Source organism: Pseudomonas sp. PME37.24/006 (assembly GCF_055556635.1).
Genome location: NZ_JBVHNL010000003.1, coordinates 856,657 through 872,020 on the forward strand (window position 1 = coordinate 856,657; position 15,364 = coordinate 872,020).

General features: G+C 55.4%; 12 protein-coding genes. 6 read left to right on the forward strand and 6 right to left on the reverse strand.

Annotation, left to right across the window (positions count from 1 at the left end):
* Nucleotides 1-108: 108 nt before the first annotated feature.
* The 5 genes from ACZ3GY_RS14990 to ACZ3GY_RS15010 all read right to left on the reverse strand — a co-directional run bounded on the left by ACZ3GY_RS14990 (nucleotide 109) and on the right by ACZ3GY_RS15010 (nucleotide 8,942).
* On the reverse strand, nucleotides 109-708 hold the full coding sequence (locus ACZ3GY_RS14990; RefSeq protein WP_465910793.1) for a hypothetical protein: 600 nt from the start codon (nucleotides 706-708) through the stop codon (nucleotides 109-111).
* Complete coding sequence (locus ACZ3GY_RS14995; protein ID WP_465910794.1) at nucleotides 705-1,418, reverse strand: hypothetical protein; 714 nt, start codon at nucleotides 1,416-1,418, stop codon at nucleotides 705-707. Before ACZ3GY_RS14995 ends, ACZ3GY_RS14990 begins: the two co-directional genes overlap by 4 nt.
* Before the next feature lie 74 nt (nucleotides 1,419-1,492).
* A complete protein-coding gene (locus ACZ3GY_RS15000; RefSeq protein ID WP_465910795.1) occupies nucleotides 1,493-2,695 on the reverse strand; it encodes a hypothetical protein in 1,203 nt (400 codons plus the stop codon).
* Nucleotides 2,696-2,894: 199 nt separating this feature from the next.
* Nucleotides 2,895-3,641 carry a hypothetical protein gene (locus tag ACZ3GY_RS15005; RefSeq protein WP_465910796.1) on the reverse strand — a complete coding sequence of 249 codons (747 nt, stop codon included), beginning with the start codon at nucleotides 3,639-3,641 and terminating at the stop codon, nucleotides 2,895-2,897.
* A 165-nt stretch (nucleotides 3,642-3,806) separates the two neighbouring features.
* The gene (locus ACZ3GY_RS15010; protein WP_465910798.1) at nucleotides 3,807-8,942 is read right to left on the reverse strand and encodes an NACHT domain-containing protein; all 5,136 of its coding nucleotides are present in this window, start codon (nucleotides 8,940-8,942) and stop codon (nucleotides 3,807-3,809) included.
* A 195-nt stretch (nucleotides 8,943-9,137) separates the two neighbouring features.
* Between ACZ3GY_RS15010 and ACZ3GY_RS15015 the strand changes: the two genes are divergently transcribed.
* Nucleotides 9,138-9,431 (forward strand): transposase, encoded by a 294-nt coding sequence (locus ACZ3GY_RS15015; RefSeq protein WP_465910800.1) that lies wholly within the window; start codon nucleotides 9,138-9,140, stop codon nucleotides 9,429-9,431.
* Nucleotides 9,428-10,294 carry an IS3 family transposase gene (locus ACZ3GY_RS15020; protein WP_465910802.1) on the forward strand — a complete coding sequence of 289 codons (867 nt, stop codon included), beginning with the start codon at nucleotides 9,428-9,430 and terminating at the stop codon, nucleotides 10,292-10,294. The genes ACZ3GY_RS15015 and ACZ3GY_RS15020 overlap by 4 nt, the downstream gene beginning before the upstream one ends.
* A 347-nt stretch (nucleotides 10,295-10,641) precedes the next feature.
* Here the strand turns inward: ACZ3GY_RS15020 and ACZ3GY_RS15025 are convergent, their stop codons facing one another.
* Nucleotides 10,642-11,001, reverse strand: a complete 360-nt coding sequence (locus tag ACZ3GY_RS15025) for a histone-like nucleoid-structuring protein, MvaT/MvaU family (protein ID WP_465910803.1) — start codon at nucleotides 10,999-11,001, stop codon at nucleotides 10,642-10,644.
* Between the two features lie 161 nt (nucleotides 11,002-11,162).
* Here ACZ3GY_RS15025 and ACZ3GY_RS15030 point away from each other — a divergent pair, with 161 nt between their 5' ends.
* From ACZ3GY_RS15030 to ACZ3GY_RS15045, 4 genes are all read left to right on the forward strand, one after another.
* On the forward strand, nucleotides 11,163-12,146 hold the full coding sequence (locus ACZ3GY_RS15030) for an endonuclease (protein ID WP_465910804.1): 984 nt from the start codon (nucleotides 11,163-11,165) through the stop codon (nucleotides 12,144-12,146).
* Nucleotides 12,147-12,254: 108 nt separating this feature from the next.
* On the forward strand, nucleotides 12,255-12,992 hold the full coding sequence (locus ACZ3GY_RS15035; RefSeq protein ID WP_465910805.1) for a hypothetical protein: 738 nt from the start codon (nucleotides 12,255-12,257) through the stop codon (nucleotides 12,990-12,992).
* A 94-nt stretch (nucleotides 12,993-13,086) separates the two neighbouring features.
* A complete protein-coding gene (locus tag ACZ3GY_RS15040) occupies nucleotides 13,087-14,517 on the forward strand; it encodes an IS1182 family transposase (RefSeq protein ID WP_465910807.1) in 1,431 nt (476 codons plus the stop codon).
* 417 nt (nucleotides 14,518-14,934) lie between these two features.
* Nucleotides 14,935-15,336: a hypothetical protein gene (locus ACZ3GY_RS15045; protein WP_465910808.1), complete on the forward strand. Its 402-nt coding sequence runs from the start codon at nucleotides 14,935-14,937 to the stop codon at nucleotides 15,334-15,336.
* Nucleotides 15,337-15,364: the final 28 nt, after the last annotated feature.

Sequence of the window (15,364 nt, forward strand, 5' to 3'; positions counted from 1 at the left end):
GCGGGTTTTCAGGTATCTCTCCAAGGGGAGGCAAGGGGCCAACGAAGTCTTGGAGCAGGCCGCCGGTACACGGGGCGCTTCCCTAAGACTAGTGATTGGATATGTCGATCATCGACTGTACGGAACAGCGTAGAACCTAGACCGATCGTTCGGCCCGTATATCTCTCCGTCTGATCTGAAACAGGGTTGTTCGCGTTTCAAGATCCCCACTTCGCACATGTCCCACTCTAGGTTGACACCTCTGCGCTCAAGCTTGGCTGCCTTGGTTTCCATCTCAGCAATCTGTGCGCGCCGAAACGCGAGCTCTGCTTGGCTCGGTAGCAGGGGGCCAACTAGAAGCCATGCTGTCGCGCCGATGGCTGCTAAAGAAACGACAAGTACCGCGAAGGTCTTCAGGCCAAGCATCCGGGCCGCGCTTTTGTACTGCTTAGCAGCATGGTCGGCAGCCTTGTTCGCCAGAACGAATTTATCTGACAGCAAAACTGCTGCCTTGGAGGCTGTTTCATCAGCAATGAGAGAAAGGTCTTGTCTCGCAGAGGTGATTTGACCAACGACTTCAGCCTGCAGTTTTCTCAGGGCAGCGACTGCTTTGTCGGCCTCATCCTGGGTGTGTAGTCCAGCAGAGAGCAACGAGGTGAGTACCTCGGCTTGAGCACGGATTTTCTCGTCGTAAGTTTCGTACTCACTCGCAGTAATGGGGGCTCTCATCCCAGACCTCGATCGAATGACTTATGTTTGGCAAGGTCTTTTGCTTTTGCTTTTTCAAGCGCTAGTCGGTGATTTTGCTCGGCTCGTTCGAACCGCTCCTTTGCCCATGCTCGAAGCGTCATGTTGAGCTCCAGCATGTCCTCCAAAGGTGCGAACTTCAGTACTCCCCCAGGCTCAGCCAAGAGCAGCAAGCCACCAGACCCCGAAGCCTCAGAACCGTTTACGGTCTTGACTGTCAGGAGGTAGTCGCGGATCTGCTTGGCGGTGAAGTTGGAATGCTGAAAAGCGATAGCCTCAGCTGTTAATTGGACCAGGTCCTGGAGTCGACCGACCCTAGTTCTATCCCTTGGGAATGCATCCAAGTAGGGAACGGTGAGGAGTCCGAGAGAATCTTCGGTGGACTTGGTCTCAACATACCAATGCACCTCACGGGAAATATCGGTGAGCTGCTTCTTTTCGATTGCCGCCTGAAGTCCTGCGTGCTTACCCCGTTCCTTGCGTAGATCCGCTCCCTCTGCCTTGAATTCCAGGAGGCGGGCCACACCACCGAAATTCAACAACACGTCGGCTAGCAACTGGTCGGCAGGGGTTTGCTGGAGCAAATTGATCGATCCTAGCGCGGCGCACTTTGAGCCTTGCTGGAAGTCACGGATGGCATAGCCAAGGGCAAACAAGAAATTCCCGATGGTGATGTTTTCGTAAAGCTTCATTCAGTGCGCTAGATCCTTAGGACGTAATGAGTAAAGGCGACAGTCAGCCACCTGCGCTTAAAGCTCGTCAGCTTTTATCTCTGACCAGGTGCACCGCAGCCGCCCGATTCGTCTTCGGGCCAGCAGGTGGGAAGCCCGAGCACCTCAGCAAGCGAAAAGCCGTCGCACCTTTGCATCCGATCCCCGCTAACGATCGCGTGAGGCATTGATTTCAATGCTTCAGGGAGTGGATGCGTAGCCCATGGATTGAGATAGATCGTGTGGCGTCGTGAGGAGAGCGAGTATGCGGTCAGGTCGTTGAAAATCCATGCACCGCTAACACGCCTGGCTCGAGGGCCTGACGGGCCAATCCATGCTCCATTTGATGCACGAGTAATTCTGGCTTCCTTCTCCGGATCTCTAGTGTCCAGAACGTACTGTTCCTGCCCGTATAGCGCGTCCATTTCGTCAATTCCGTCAAGATGGAAGGAGCCGAAATTCACCGCTACCAAGAGAGGCTTGTCGAGGTCGCCGTACTTTGCGCCCTTGTACTTGATGGCGTCCCGAATGGGCGACCACTGATCAATGAGTCCTGCGCCACTATCAAGCATGCCGATCAATGAACGGGACTTCCCACGGGCCTCAGGCTTAAGTGGATAGGCACGGAGGCGCACTTGCCATCCTTCATGGGCCCAATCAAGTGTGGGGGTTGAGTCCAAGCCTCGGCTTTCAGCTTCAGCTCGAACCCTATCGGGGTCGAGTGAATTCAGCCATTTCAATGTGGCGGTGAGCAGTTTCTTGCCGCTCGGTTGAGTATAGGGTGTGCCGTCGTACTCAACGAGGACCAAGAAGTTAGGGTGACTCGCCTTCCGCAGGGCATCGAGCGTTGAACCAATCATTGCTTCTGCTGCAGGAACAGACTCGTCCCTAATCGAAGCCAAAACAGCCTCGAGATAGAACTCTTCACCAGTGGGTGTTGTGACATGAAAATCTGGGCGTGCCTTTGACCCGCTCGGCAGCTCGGGGTGGGGTGACAAGGAGTAGCCCAGTCGAACCAGGAAAGCGAAGAGCGCCAGTTCGAACACTGCGGACTTGAAGTGCGTGTCGTCTCCGCATTTGAGCCGAGCGACCAGCTCATCTCGTTCCTCCTGTGGATATTCCCCCACAAGGCCTTCCAGGTAGTGACGGACTCGCTCCATCTCCGGTCGAGCAGATCGATCCAGGAAGGAAAAATTACTCTCGCGGTTCGCTTTGGGGCTTGCGTCGACACGCTGATAGTCAGTGAAGATCATGTTCAAACAGTCACATGGAGGTGCTCGGCTAAGCAGGTACGTCTTTTGTAGCCGGTTGAGCGGATGGTTGCTTGGCTAGGTGGTAGCGCGTTGTAAAGAAGGGCCCAGCAGATCAGGTGCCCTTGTGATCTCACACGCTTACTCGGACTTAAGCTTAGCCTTGAAAGATGCGGTGGCCGAAGTCAGCGCTAGGCGCTATCTGAAGTCATTTTTCTCCGGCGCGAAGCCTGCCTTTTCTCCAAAGTCGAAAGCTCGTGCTTCCTGGAGTGTTTTCCCTCGCATGCTTGAAAGCAACACCAGTGGTCTCACCTTGCAATAGGTGAAAGGCCAGGAAGGTCTGCGCGAACTGAGAGGCGATGGCGCCATGTACGCTGTGAAAAGGGGCGATAAATTCACTGCACAATGCCATTTTTGATAATACGCCCCCCACAGCTTGGAACCCGGTTTGGCAGCATAGCGAAATAATTACCTTCTTCTGAGCGCCGCGCTTGTGTAACGCCCGCTGAAGCTGCTCTGGATTGGCCCATCCATCATTCGAGAAACAGAAGCCCTTACAGCTACCATGTCCCACGAAGATCACATGGGAATAGAGAGCGTGTTCTTTACCCCAGATGGACGTGAGCTCTTTGAGCGACCTGATTTTGTAAGCTTTTACTTGGTCGTCAGGAACGAGCAACCGACAGTACTGCAATACTGATTTTGCCAAGGGGTCGAGTAGAGTTTCCTCAGTCGACAAATCCCCGAGCGTCAAAATCAGGATGCCTATGTTTCTGTGACACAGGCTGGAGCCTATCCACTCTGATATCGTGCCATCGCGTAGCTGGATTTTGACTTTGGCGGGTTCTGCGTCGACGATCTGCGTCCGCCAGACGACCGATGGCAGGTCTTCCATCCCATCGAAGCGAGATGCTGGGACGTAAACAGACTCACCCACCTTCAACTTTCTCGCCACACAGATCTCCGTCATACTTTGTTGTTGAGGTCGTATCTTAACTCGCTTCGTATTTGGTAGATCCACATCCGTCGATAGCGTACGGTCACAACGTCTTCCAAAGCCATAAGCGGACGCTCAAGATGTCTATGAACTCAGGGGCGACTCAATCTTCATCGTTTTCGATCAGGAGATGCCATTGGCTGCCGCTTCGACCTTCAATTCGAGCTCATGTGCTTCCGCAACACCAACGCTGACTAACCGCCCGAGCATGCGGTCGATACGGGCGCGCATCGGATGCTTGGGTAGGAGCAATTCCGGCGCCTGGATTACTGCAGCTGCCAACCACTTAACTACCTTGTGTCCGATGCCCAGTTCAATCCACAGTCCTGGCGCCTCCGTGCGACCAAACCAAGCCTCGGTCGCCTCAAGCAGGAAGTCTAGATGGCGTGCGCGCGTTCCAACGAGGAGGAGGTTCATCGTGCACAGCGCCACGAAGGCTGTCGGCCCCCCTGGTAGCAGCGGTCTTATGCTTGGAAGGAGCGGGTCGACACGGTCGAATAGTACGGGCGGCAGATAGCTTTGCGTCCCGTTGAACGGGTTGTAGGTGTTCAGCATTACCTTTGCGACGATCCCGCCGATCTGCATGTCGATCCGTGAACTGGCCGGATCGTGAGCATATCGCCACCGGTGGAGTGCCATCACACGTTGCGCCAAGCGGGCACGTAAATCGGCAGGTCGTGCGGCAGGACGCAGCGGATCATTGCAATAGAGCGCGTCGGCCGAATGGATGACAGTCTGCGCGACCTCGCCAAACGTCTTATCCGGAAGATCTGTCACGAGCTTCAGATCAGCTTCGAACGCCGAATCGCTGGCGTCGAGCAACCGCTCGGCAAACAGCGCGTAGTAGTGCAGATTCCAGTCGTGCGGATCGCGATCGATCTCGATATCTACCTGCAGACCTAACCCGTTGATCCGCGAGGTCCAGTCGACATAGGCCTCGACCACCTCCTGTCGCCAATCGACCGACCCTTTTGGGGCTGCCTGGAGGATCGCCAGCCATTGCGCTGCCGCCTTGCTGTCGACTTGAATGAGCGACGACTGCTCGGTGACTGCAGACTTTATCGTCTCGTCTTCCCTGAGCTCGGTCGGCGTTGTAAATTCAGGAACGTGGATGCGTGATCCACGCCGCAGACACGGACATTCCTCGGGCCAGAGCGGCCACTCAGGTTCGGCCTCTCCATCCAGCCAGGCAATCTCGGCTGCGACCTCAGCATCTACCGCCGCGGCCCGCCCCGCGCTGAAGCGAGCATGCTCTGCCTCGTCCTCTTCGTCGTAGCTCTTCCAGCGCCAAGTCAAGCTTGCGAACGCAGCGCGCATTGCTGCCTTGAAGAACTTGGGCTCGAATCTGAGGATCCGCCCGAGTCCAGCTGAGAACGCCGGCGCCGCACTGCGATCCTCGCGCGTCGCGAGCCGGATCAGCGCGTTCCGGTCCTTCGGACTCCCCTTACGGACCCAGAGATGTATCAGAGCAAGGATGGCAAGCGCCGGCCGATTGAAGCACAGCGTATCCTCTGATCCGCCGCCTCGATCGGAGTGCTCTTCAAGCGCGATGGCGACGACCTGCCGGACCCACGCCTCCTCGGCAGCGAGAAGAGCGTCGTCACCGTCGCGAGTCACCAGTAAGGCCGTCGTGATAAGCCGGGTTGAGCGCGACTTGAGGTAATCGGTATCCCTATCGTCGGGAAGATCGCCGCCCGCATACGCTACCGCATCGCGCGCCGTCGTGGCGGTAGCGTGTTCACCTCCGCCGGCGACCGCTAACTCGATGCGCGATTCAATCTCGTTCGAACGAATGAATGCGAGCCGCTGCTTTTCCATCTCTTCCAAGTGCGCGGTCTCGTCCGCTGGCGATTGATATAGTAGCTTCCCATCCCCGGTATCGATCCAGTTTGATCGCTGCAGCATGTTGTAGGCCGACCGCGCGATGAGCCGCGCGTCACTCCAGTTCGAGTAGGATTGAATGGGGTCGAGACTCTCGACCGCGGCACCTAGTTGCTCGCGCAGACGATTCGCCACTGGATCGTCCCCCAGATAAAAATGCACTACGTCCAACAAGCATGCGTGTCGCGACGGGCGGCCCTTCAAGTCGGCGAGCTTGATCTTGGCGTTCGGTTCCTTCCCGATCACAAACTGATCCAACCCGAGTCTCAGGCGATCATGGTCCCGGCGCATACGGTCAATGGCCAACAGCTCCGGGACGGCAATGAACGGCGCCAGCGCATCTCGCGCTACGTCGAAATGCGAAAGCAAAACATCGACCGCGATCAGGAGATACGCCGCACAGCTGCCCTCAGGCCCGAGGATATCGGCGAGCACTTCATCGACCGGGGCGCCATCATCGAGCCTTTGCTGACTCCAGGCCTCTAGCGCCTTAAGTCCGGAGGCAGCTGAATAATCGCGGCATTGATCCCGCGACCAGAGATAACTGTCGGGTCGGGGAAAGAGGCGTGGACCGTCACCGAAATCGACAGTGAAGCCAGAGTCTGCCGGCGCACGCGCGTCGGTGCTGAATGTTATCGCCTCCGCGACCAGTGCCCGGATCAGCTTCAACCCTTCTGAGGGGGCAGACTCCAACAGATCGAAGAATGGAGGCTGAGCCGGCGAGGCCGGCAAATAGCTGCTGTCGGCGAAGGTGAAGGTCTGCTCCATCATGCGGTCGCGACGGCTGCGCGGCTCCCTCTTCTGAAGGAGGCTCGTCAGTACAAGCTCCGCCAGTTCAGTGGGCGCAACTGGTGCGATCACTTTAGAGAAACTCCGGATCGCATCGACCTTGTGGCTGTTTCGCTCGTTTCCAACCTCCCTGAGATAGGCCTTGAGCTCTTCAGGTGCGAACTCGCCGAGCAACATAGCGATCACGCGAAGTTGCTCGATCAAACTGCTTCGTTCGTCGCTGGCAGTTCGCCCAAGGACCCGCTCATCCAGGATCGTCACCTTGGCGTCGCGGACGTCGAGCTGTCGTAGCCAGCCAAACAGCATGACAGCTGTTTGGCTTGCGACTTCTTGAAGATGCTTGAGGAGAGCGAGCTGTATCTTGACTAGTTCGAGCACAGCGCTGATCGCCGGAATCGAAATCTCGGCCACATGTGTCAGCACCCAGCGCAGCACTAGTAGGGCGGCGCCGGTGACATCGATTCGATAGGAGCGCGGGAGATCGGCCTTAGTTCCGTCCGGCATTGTCATCAGGTCGACCGCCGCCACGGTCTCGACCGCAGCAATAGTCGTGCATAATTCGACGAGTAGAGCCGCCCCATTTGCAAGCAATCCGGCGCCGCACTTTTCGAGTAATTCGTATCCGGCCTCTGAGCGCGGCAAGGCAAGTATCGCCTGACGCCGCCAGGACCCATGCGCTTCAGGAGCCGAGAGTTGCCCGAGAAGTTGGAGCCATACGCTGCAATCTGCACTCGATTCCAGCGCGAGGCGCGCGGCGAACTCGATGCCGCGGGCAACGCGCGGTGAGACCGGCACACTCAAGTCTAAATCGGCAAGACGCTGGGGGTGCTCAGCGATATAACTGCCGATCGCCCAGTCACGCAACACGTCGTGATAGAAGTCGAGCCGGTCGCGCCGCACTTCCCTGAGCGTTAATGCGTCGATCAGATGTGAGCGCGCCATTGAGTCTTCGGCAACTTCAAGACCCTCTTCGCTCCTCAAGGCGCTGTCGGCGAGAGCTGCCATCAGACGCTGCGCTGCGCGAACGTCGTTTGCAGGTGCGCCGTCGGCACTGCTCCACCAGAAACCGGCCATCGCTGCCTCGGTCCGAATCCTGGTAGCGCTAGGCACCTTTAATAGTCGGGACAGTCGGTAGAGATTTCGTGCAAGTCCGGCTGCAGGATGCTTCGGGGCCAGCAACGATTGAAGATCCGGCGCCTGATCGACTAGGGTTTCAACTTCATCCTCCGACAGGGGGCCAACTTGAATCGCGTACGCGCCGCCCATTGCAGCAATGATCTGATCGTCGAGCCAGAGTTTCACATCGACATTGCTGGCCGTGCGGATGGTGGCGATCACCTTGAAGTCCGGGATCGCGCTCGCTGCTCTCATGAGCTCGGCAATAGTGCGCTGGTGCCCGGCATCGTCGAACATGTCAATGCCGTCGATGAAGAGTATTGCGCCGCCGCTAGCAGCCAGATCAGTCAGGAATTCGACAGCTGATCCTGGGATCCCGAGAGCGTTTGAAAACGGCAGCCAGCCCCCCGGAGGTGTCGAGTCGCGGTCGAGGACAATAATCGGTGCCTGGTGTGCAACACGCTCAGCGAGATTACGGAGGATCCAAGATTTGCCGACCCCGGGATTCCCACAGATCTCGATGAAACGATGAACTTCGGATGCATCGTCTACAGCAGCGATTGCCTCTAGCCGCGGTAAGGTCACCCCCGCCACGCTCGTGCCGATATGCGCAAGCGTGTTCTGCGCAAGCTCGGTTAGTCTGACGCGCGCCGGACCATATTCGCGGCCACCAGCAAGCCGGAATCCCGCTTCTGCGAGATTGAACTCTAGGGCTGTTCGGTTGATTTCACCACCGGTGGTCCCGGTCTTGATTGACAAGTCTATCAGCCTGCTCCACAACGCCCCGGCGCGGCCGACGTCCTCGTCAGCTAACGCTGTCCGTGCGAGTGCATGCCCATAGATCCGGGCGATCGGTGATGTTGCCTCAAAGTCAAACTCGAGAATGAGCATCCGCCGCAATAGCCGCCAGATCGCATCGTCGTCATCGGCGGTACCATTCGCCACTAAATGCCTTCGCGTCGTCGCGACAAAATCGCGCATATCGTTGCTCGCGATGCCTCTGGTGTTTATGCGAGTGAAGAATGCAGCCGCATTCCCCATGGTTCGCGCCCACTTGAGCACGTCCTGATAAGCGCCGGAAATCTTGCGGCTGGTTCGTTGCGTCGCGATGCCGAGAAGGTGCCGTTCCGGCGGAACGGAACCTGCCACGCTTTGCGCAAGCTGCGAGGCAACATCTTTATAAACTGTGTCCCCCGGCGAGAAAGTGATATCCCGCTTTGACTGAATTTCGAGGATAGAGTCGCCGGCTGGCCCCACACCAAAAGCGATCAGGTCGTCCAGCTTAAAACCTAGTTCGGTACCTTGAAATCGGACGCTGACGACTCGGGCTTCTGGCATACCTGGTGCTCGATTACCCGTCAGCAGGGCGAGCAGATAGAGAGCGCCAAGTTCGCCTTCGATATAAGCCCCGGCCGGCCCTCGCGAGGCCGGGCTTGAACCGAGATCCATATCAGGTCTGAATTCCACGTCCATAATCTATACGTTGCGCGAATGGCTGCTTTACTAAGGAAGCCTACCCTATGTGCAGTTTCACCTGAATGGACATGAACGACCGATCTATTTTTCCACAAATTAAATTGAGCCAGAGCCTAGGCCGGCGTGGCTGGTCTGTCCCGGGCTGAGTGGACACTGACTTAAGGTGGATAATGTCCGCCGCAAGGAGTGTTCATGACCCAGACCAGACGACGTTTTCCCGAATCTTTCAAACGTGAAGCGGTAGACCAGGTGTTTGCCGGCACGCCGCTTCGTCATGTGGCCGAGACGCTCGGCATCGCTGAAAGCCTGCTGGGCAAATGGAAGCGCCAGTACGAACAGCAAGGTGACGATGCTTTTCCGGGCAATGGCAAGCAGCGCGGTGAAAGTGCCGAGCTTCGTCGGCTACGCCAGCAACTGGCCCAAGTCACCATGGAGCGCGATGTTTTAAAAAAGGCGATCGCCATCTTCTCGCAGCCCACGAAGTGAGATTCCGCGCTATTGAGGCGTTGGCCGGTCGTTATCCCGTAGCACCGGTGTGCCGTCTATTGCGGGTATTTCGCAGCGGTTTCTATGCCTGGCAGCAGCGGCCTCCTTCAGCGAGAGAGATGGCCAATCGGCACCTGAGCCAAGAAATTCGCGCCATCCACCATGAAGTAAACGGGATCTATGGCCATCGCCGCATCAAAGCTGAGCTGTCGGCCATGGGGCATGCGTGTGGTCGGCACCGCGTCGCTCGACTGATGCGTGAAGCTGACCTGCGAGTTCGATCACGCAAGCGTTGGAGGCTGGTTTCAGGCAGTCGTCACGACCTCCCCATTGCTCCGAATCATCTGGATCGCCAGTTCGCTTCGGATCGCGCCAATCGTCACTGGGTTTCGGACATGACCTACGTGCGCACTGCGCAGGGCTGGCTGTACCTGGCGGTTGTGCTCGATCTCTATTCGCGCGCCGTTGTCGGCTGGGCAATGCACCACCGCATGCAGCAGGCTCTGGTACATGCAGCACTGGAGATGGCCGTTGCACGCCGGCAGCCAAAGACGGAGGTACTGCTGCATTCGGATCGTGGCAGCCAGTATTGCGCCTATGACTACCAGGCACTGCTGCGCCGGCATCGCATCGTGCCTAGTCATTCGCGACGGGGAAACTGTTGGGATAATGCGGCGATGGAGAGTTTCTTCCGCTCGTTGAAGGCCGAGCGGGTGTACCTGACTCGCTATGTCAGCTACCAGGAAGCGAAAACTGACCTATTCGACTACATCCGCTTTTACAATCACCGCCGTCGCCACTCGACGTTGGGCTATCTCAGTCCGATGGCGTTTGAACGGCAAAATGCGAGCAGTAGCTCTTAATTACCTGTCCACTGGCTCCGGGACAGACCAATTCAAGATGAACCTACTTCCAAGTCTCTGCTAAGCCGTTTTCGGCCAGAAGCGGACTTGCAGCTCGTCCCTGTCGCTAAATGATGCTTCAGTGGCGGGGCCGTCGGCGTGGTAACGGAAGCTCTGGCACTAAATGCGAAGCGCCGCGTGGCTAAGGGCGACGCTGAGTCAAAACCGAAAGCGCCGGTTGTATAGCGATGGCGCTGTCGAGTAGAGCTCAGATGACATCTGAGTACGGATAGATCAGCTGCTCGATTGGTGCTGGATGTATTCGATAAATGAAAAGGCCGCTGCTGCGGCCCTTTGTTCGAGGAAGCTTACTGAACCCAGCTTTCAACTACTTCCGAACCGTGCTCTGCCTTCCAGGTCTTGAGCACCTTATGGTTGCCACCTTTGGTTTCTATGACTTCACCCGTCTGCGGGTTCTTGTAACGCTTCAGCTCACGTGCCCGGCGAGCCGGTTTTTCAGCAGCTGCTTTGCGGCCTTTGCCTGCTTCCGGATCAAGCAGTGCGATTACATCGCGCAGCGAGTAGCTGAATTCACCCAGCAGTTTGCGCAGCTTGCTTTCGAATTCGATTTCTTTTTTAAGGCCTTCATCGCCTTGAAGTGCTTCTAGACGTTTTTGGTGCTCGGCAATCTGTGCTTCGAGTGCTTTGAATTCTGCGATTTTGGACATGAAGTCTCCCTAGACTTGAACTGAATGAGCATTTTTAGTGGCTGTTTTCGACTAATGATCGAGTTTAAACGTAAAATCATTTTTCTGGTATCACTACTTGGAGTCTTATTTCTCAGCTGGCTAGGTATAATGCTGCCATCTTTCAAATATTAAGCTTTCGAATGAAACAGGTTTTATCTCTCGTCGCTCTGTTGCTCTGTATTGTTACGCCCTCATTTGCCAGCGCACCTGGCACATTTACTGAAGCCAAAGTCATTGCCAAGCGCGAAATCTTTTTTGACCAGGCAGATGGCCCCGAAGGTGAGTTGTACTGCGGGTGCAAGTGGCAGTGGGTCGGGAAGTCAGGCGGCCGAGTAGACGCCGAATCCTGTGGCTATGAAGCCAGGAAGCAGGCTAGCCGCGCGGAGCGAACAGAGTGGGAACACATCATTCCTGCCTGGACGTTTGGACACCAGCGGCAGTGCTGGCAGAACGGCGGGCGCAAGAATTGTGTTGCGACCGATCCTGTCTTTCGAGCGATGGAAGCCGATCTCTTTAACTTGTATCCCTCAGTCGGCGAAGTGAACGGTGACCGCGCTAACTTCAATTACGGCATGGCTTCAAGTGCTGCTCCTCAATACGGCCAGTGTTCAACGCGTATTGATTTTGGAGCGAAGACCGCTGAGCCTCGTGACGAGGTCAAAGGGCTTGTCGCAAGAACGACCTTCTACATGTTTGATCGCTATAACCTGAGCATGTCGCGTCAGCAACAACAACTGTTGATGGCCTGGGGTAAGCAGTATCCGGTGACTGCTTGGGAGCGTGAGCGTAACGCCCGCATTGCCAAGATCGTCGGCTACCCGAATAAGTTCGTGACTGGCGAGCGTTCATGGGCACTTGGATACAAGCCAACGGGCGAGGGCATAGAGCCCCGTAATACTACTGCGGCAGCAAACTGGCAGGTGGCCAAGGCCAAGGAGCCTGCCCCCGTCACCCCAGCAGCAGTAACCACTGGCGAAGTGATCGGCAATCAGCGAAGCGGGGTTTATCACCTGCCTAGCGGCTGCCCGAGTTATGGGCAAGTTTCAGCAAAGAACCAGGTTTCGTTTGGATCAGAGGCTGAGGCTGTAGCGGCGGGCTTTCGCAAGGCTGGCAACTGCCGCTGAGCGAGAGAATGTGACGCAGGGTCGTTATCGCAGGTGTTTTTTGGGGCAAAGGAGCCTAGCTGCTCTCTGTTCTTAGGGAAAATCTACTGGCTTCAAAGGACAATTAAAATGTTTTGGACCAAGGATAAGACCATTCGTGTGGAACTGGTTAGTCCACCGATAGTATTGCCCGTCGCTGCATCGGCTTCACTGACGAGCTCTGACGGGGGGAAGGCTGCTGACAGTTTCATGATCACCCTCGATCAATTTTTCAAGATTGCAGCTGTGATGGTGGCGGTGGTCAATACAGCATTGGTAGTGCTGGGGTACATGCGTTATGTCGGAATGCTGCAGCAATTTGGTGTCAGCAGAACAGAGGTAAGCTTTTCACTCTCCGACATGCTCTCTTTTGGATACATAGGCTTCTTGAACATGACGCTTTCAGGTCAAGTTGCTGTATCTGCCGTGTGCTCCATCATTACGCTGCCAGTAATGGTGATTGTAATTCGTCTTAAGCGGAATATGCATTCGCTCCCCCAGTTCCTGTTGGTATGGGTAATCTCGATTATTTTCTTTTTTGTGATAACAGGTCCCTATTGGGTAGCTTATAACCCCGGGAAGCAAGCGGCTCTGAATTTGGCTGCGAAGTCATTGGGCATTGAGGAGAGTCAATTACTAGGGCTAGAGGTCGAGCAAGAGGTCAGTACGGACAGTGGCTTTATGACCGGCAGTATCGTCCTGGCCACCCCTGATTTAACCTTCCTGCTAAGGGATGCTGCGCTTTATAAAATACGTGTATCTGATGGCAAGATATTACGTAAGACAAGCCTGCAACCCAAGCTCGAACCAATCGACAGTGGCAAGTAAGAGTTAACATCGGCTGCTTTCGGTCCAGAGTGTGTAAAAACGTCCGGACAAGCCCTTGCTATGATTTCCGAGAATCTCATCGCAAGGGAAACCCATGAAGCGGTTTATTCAGGGTGAACACCGAGGTCAAAGCACCTTACTTCCCGAAAGCCTCGACGACTACGTCAGCGATACCAACCCGGTGCGCGTAGTTGATGTCTTCGTCGATGAACTTGACCTGGCTTCGCTAGGTTTTGATGGCGTCATTCCAGCCGAAACCGGCAGACCCGCATATCACCCCGCGATCCTGCTGAAGATCTATATCTACGGTTACCTAAACCGCATTCAATCGAGCCGGCGTCTTGAGCGAGAAGCGCAACGCAACGTCGAGCTGATGTGGTTAACCGGGCGCTTGATGCCCGACTTCAAGACCATCGCCAACTTCCGAAAAGACAACAGCAAAGCCATTCGTGGTGTCTGCCGTCAGTTCGTTGTGCTCTGCCAGCAGTTGGGGCTTTTTGGAGAAAACCTGGTCGCCATCGACGGCAGCAAGTTCAAGGCAGTGAACAACCGTGACCGCAACTTCACCAGCGCCAAACTGAAGCGCCGGATGGAAGAAATTGAGTCGAGCATCAGCCGTTACCTGGCCGCACTTGATGCGGCTGATCGGAAGGTGCCAACCGCCACGGAACCAGACGCTACGCGCCTGGAGGAGAAAATCGAAAATCTCAAAACTCAAATGAAAGAGCTTAAGGTGATCGAATCTCAGCTCAACGATTCGCCTGACAAACAGGTCTCACTGACCGACCCCGATGCCCGTTCGATGATGACGCGCGGCAACGGAATCGTCGGCTACAACGTGCAGACGGCGGTCGATACGCAGCACCATTTGATCGTTGCTCACGAGGTCACTAACAGCGGTTCCGACCGTGACCAACTCAGTTCAATGGCGAAGCAGGCTCGTGAAGCCATCGGCTCAGAAACGTTATCGGCAGTTGCTGACCGAGGCTACTTCAAAGGTGAAGAAATCCTGGCCTGTCACGACGCAAACATCACCGCCTACGTGCCTAAGCCAATGACTTCAAACGCCAAGGCTGATGGCCGATTCAACAAAGATTCCTTCGTGTATGACACGACGAAAAACGAATACACCTGCCCAGCGGGAGAGGCACTTATCTGGCGTTTCTCCAGCGTTGAGAAGGGCATGAATATGCACTGCTACTGGAGTTCAAAATGCCAGAGTTGCAGGCTGAAAACCCAGTGCACTCCAAGCACAAATCGTCGAGTAAAGCGCTGGGAACATGAAGCTGTGCTGGAGGAAATGCAACGCCGGTTGAACCAAGCGCCGGAGATGATGCAGGTTCGAAAACGGACTGTTGAACATCCCTTCGGGACGCTCAAACAATGGATGGGTTCGACGCATTTCTTGACTCGTAGGCTCGTCGGGGTCAGCGCGGAGATGAGCCTGAATGTGCTCGCCTACAACATGAAACGGGTTATGAAAATCATCGGCACAGAAGGCTTGTTGAAGGCGATGGCGGCGTAAAAGCCCCGCCTTTCGCTGTCCCAGGAGGCGCTAACGCGCTTTATAAGCGCTCTGGAACGTTACCGGTGCTGATCGTGGCAAATGCTTGGGCAATCGCCTCGTCCAGGAGCGCTGGGCTGCGGCCCCCAAATCACGAAAGTGTTTTTACACACTCTGGGCCAAAAGCGGTCGTCGGGTGTCTGCGAAGTTAGGGGCGATTCAGAATGGACAAGATAAAACAGCCAGTCAAGATGCGGTGCCCTTTCTTCACATCATGTGATTCTGAGTATCTGCGCGACAATCCAAGCATATGCAGCACTGCGCCTTGGGAATCTCGAAAATCTGAGCAGTCCAAGATCTGTTATTTTGGAGAGGCTGTGATAAACACAAAACAACCACCATCCTGCGAAGAAGGTGATCAAGAGAAGAAGAGCAAAGATGACTCGTGCAATCGAAGATAGAGCAAAACTTTACTTGCTGACCGAATTTAGGCACCCTAATTATGAGTTTCGGGGAAAAAGGGTAGGAGATAAGGGGTTTGACTTATGGTTAGACGAAAGAGGCTACGCCCCGAAAAAAGTTGAGCTGAAAGCCACCGTCGCCGCGTATCAAAGGCATAGCAATATTTTCGAGCGTCTGGTTTTCAATGCCGAAATTGAAAAGCAATTGTTTAAGAGTGGCGAGTCTGTTGTCGCAAGATTGTTCATGGGTTCAACGCCGCCACGCCTATTTATAGTTACTAATGCCATATTCAATGCCGGGGCAAAACTTACGGTTGAGTCGCGATATGTGGTTCGAGGTAGAATTAATTATACCAGCTCAATAGTGGAGCTCACTTAACTGCCTAATCAATGATAACTTCGAATCG

Coding starts and splice junctions, on each gene's coding strand:
- ACZ3GY_RS14990 (WP_465910793.1), bottom strand. CDS start 708: ATGAGAGCCCCCATTACTGCGAGTGAGTACGAAACTTACGACGAGAAA.
- ACZ3GY_RS14995 (WP_465910794.1), bottom strand. CDS start 1,418: ATGAAGCTTTACGAAAACATCACCATCGGGAATTTCTTGTTTGCCCTT.
- ACZ3GY_RS15010 (WP_465910798.1), bottom strand. CDS start 8,942: ATGGACGTGGAATTCAGACCTGATATGGATCTCGGTTCAAGCCCGGCC.
- ACZ3GY_RS15015 (WP_465910800.1), top strand. CDS start 9,138: ATGACCCAGACCAGACGACGTTTTCCCGAATCTTTCAAACGTGAAGCG.
- ACZ3GY_RS15025 (WP_465910803.1), bottom strand. CDS start 11,001: ATGTCCAAAATCGCAGAATTCAAAGCACTCGAAGCACAGATTGCCGAG.
- ACZ3GY_RS15030 (WP_465910804.1), top strand. CDS start 11,163: ATGAAACAGGTTTTATCTCTCGTCGCTCTGTTGCTCTGTATTGTTACG.
- ACZ3GY_RS15035 (WP_465910805.1), top strand. CDS start 12,255: ATGTTTTGGACCAAGGATAAGACCATTCGTGTGGAACTGGTTAGTCCA.
- ACZ3GY_RS15040 (WP_465910807.1), top strand. CDS start 13,087: ATGAAGCGGTTTATTCAGGGTGAACACCGAGGTCAAAGCACCTTACTT.
- ACZ3GY_RS15045 (WP_465910808.1), top strand. CDS start 14,935: ATGACTCGTGCAATCGAAGATAGAGCAAAACTTTACTTGCTGACCGAA.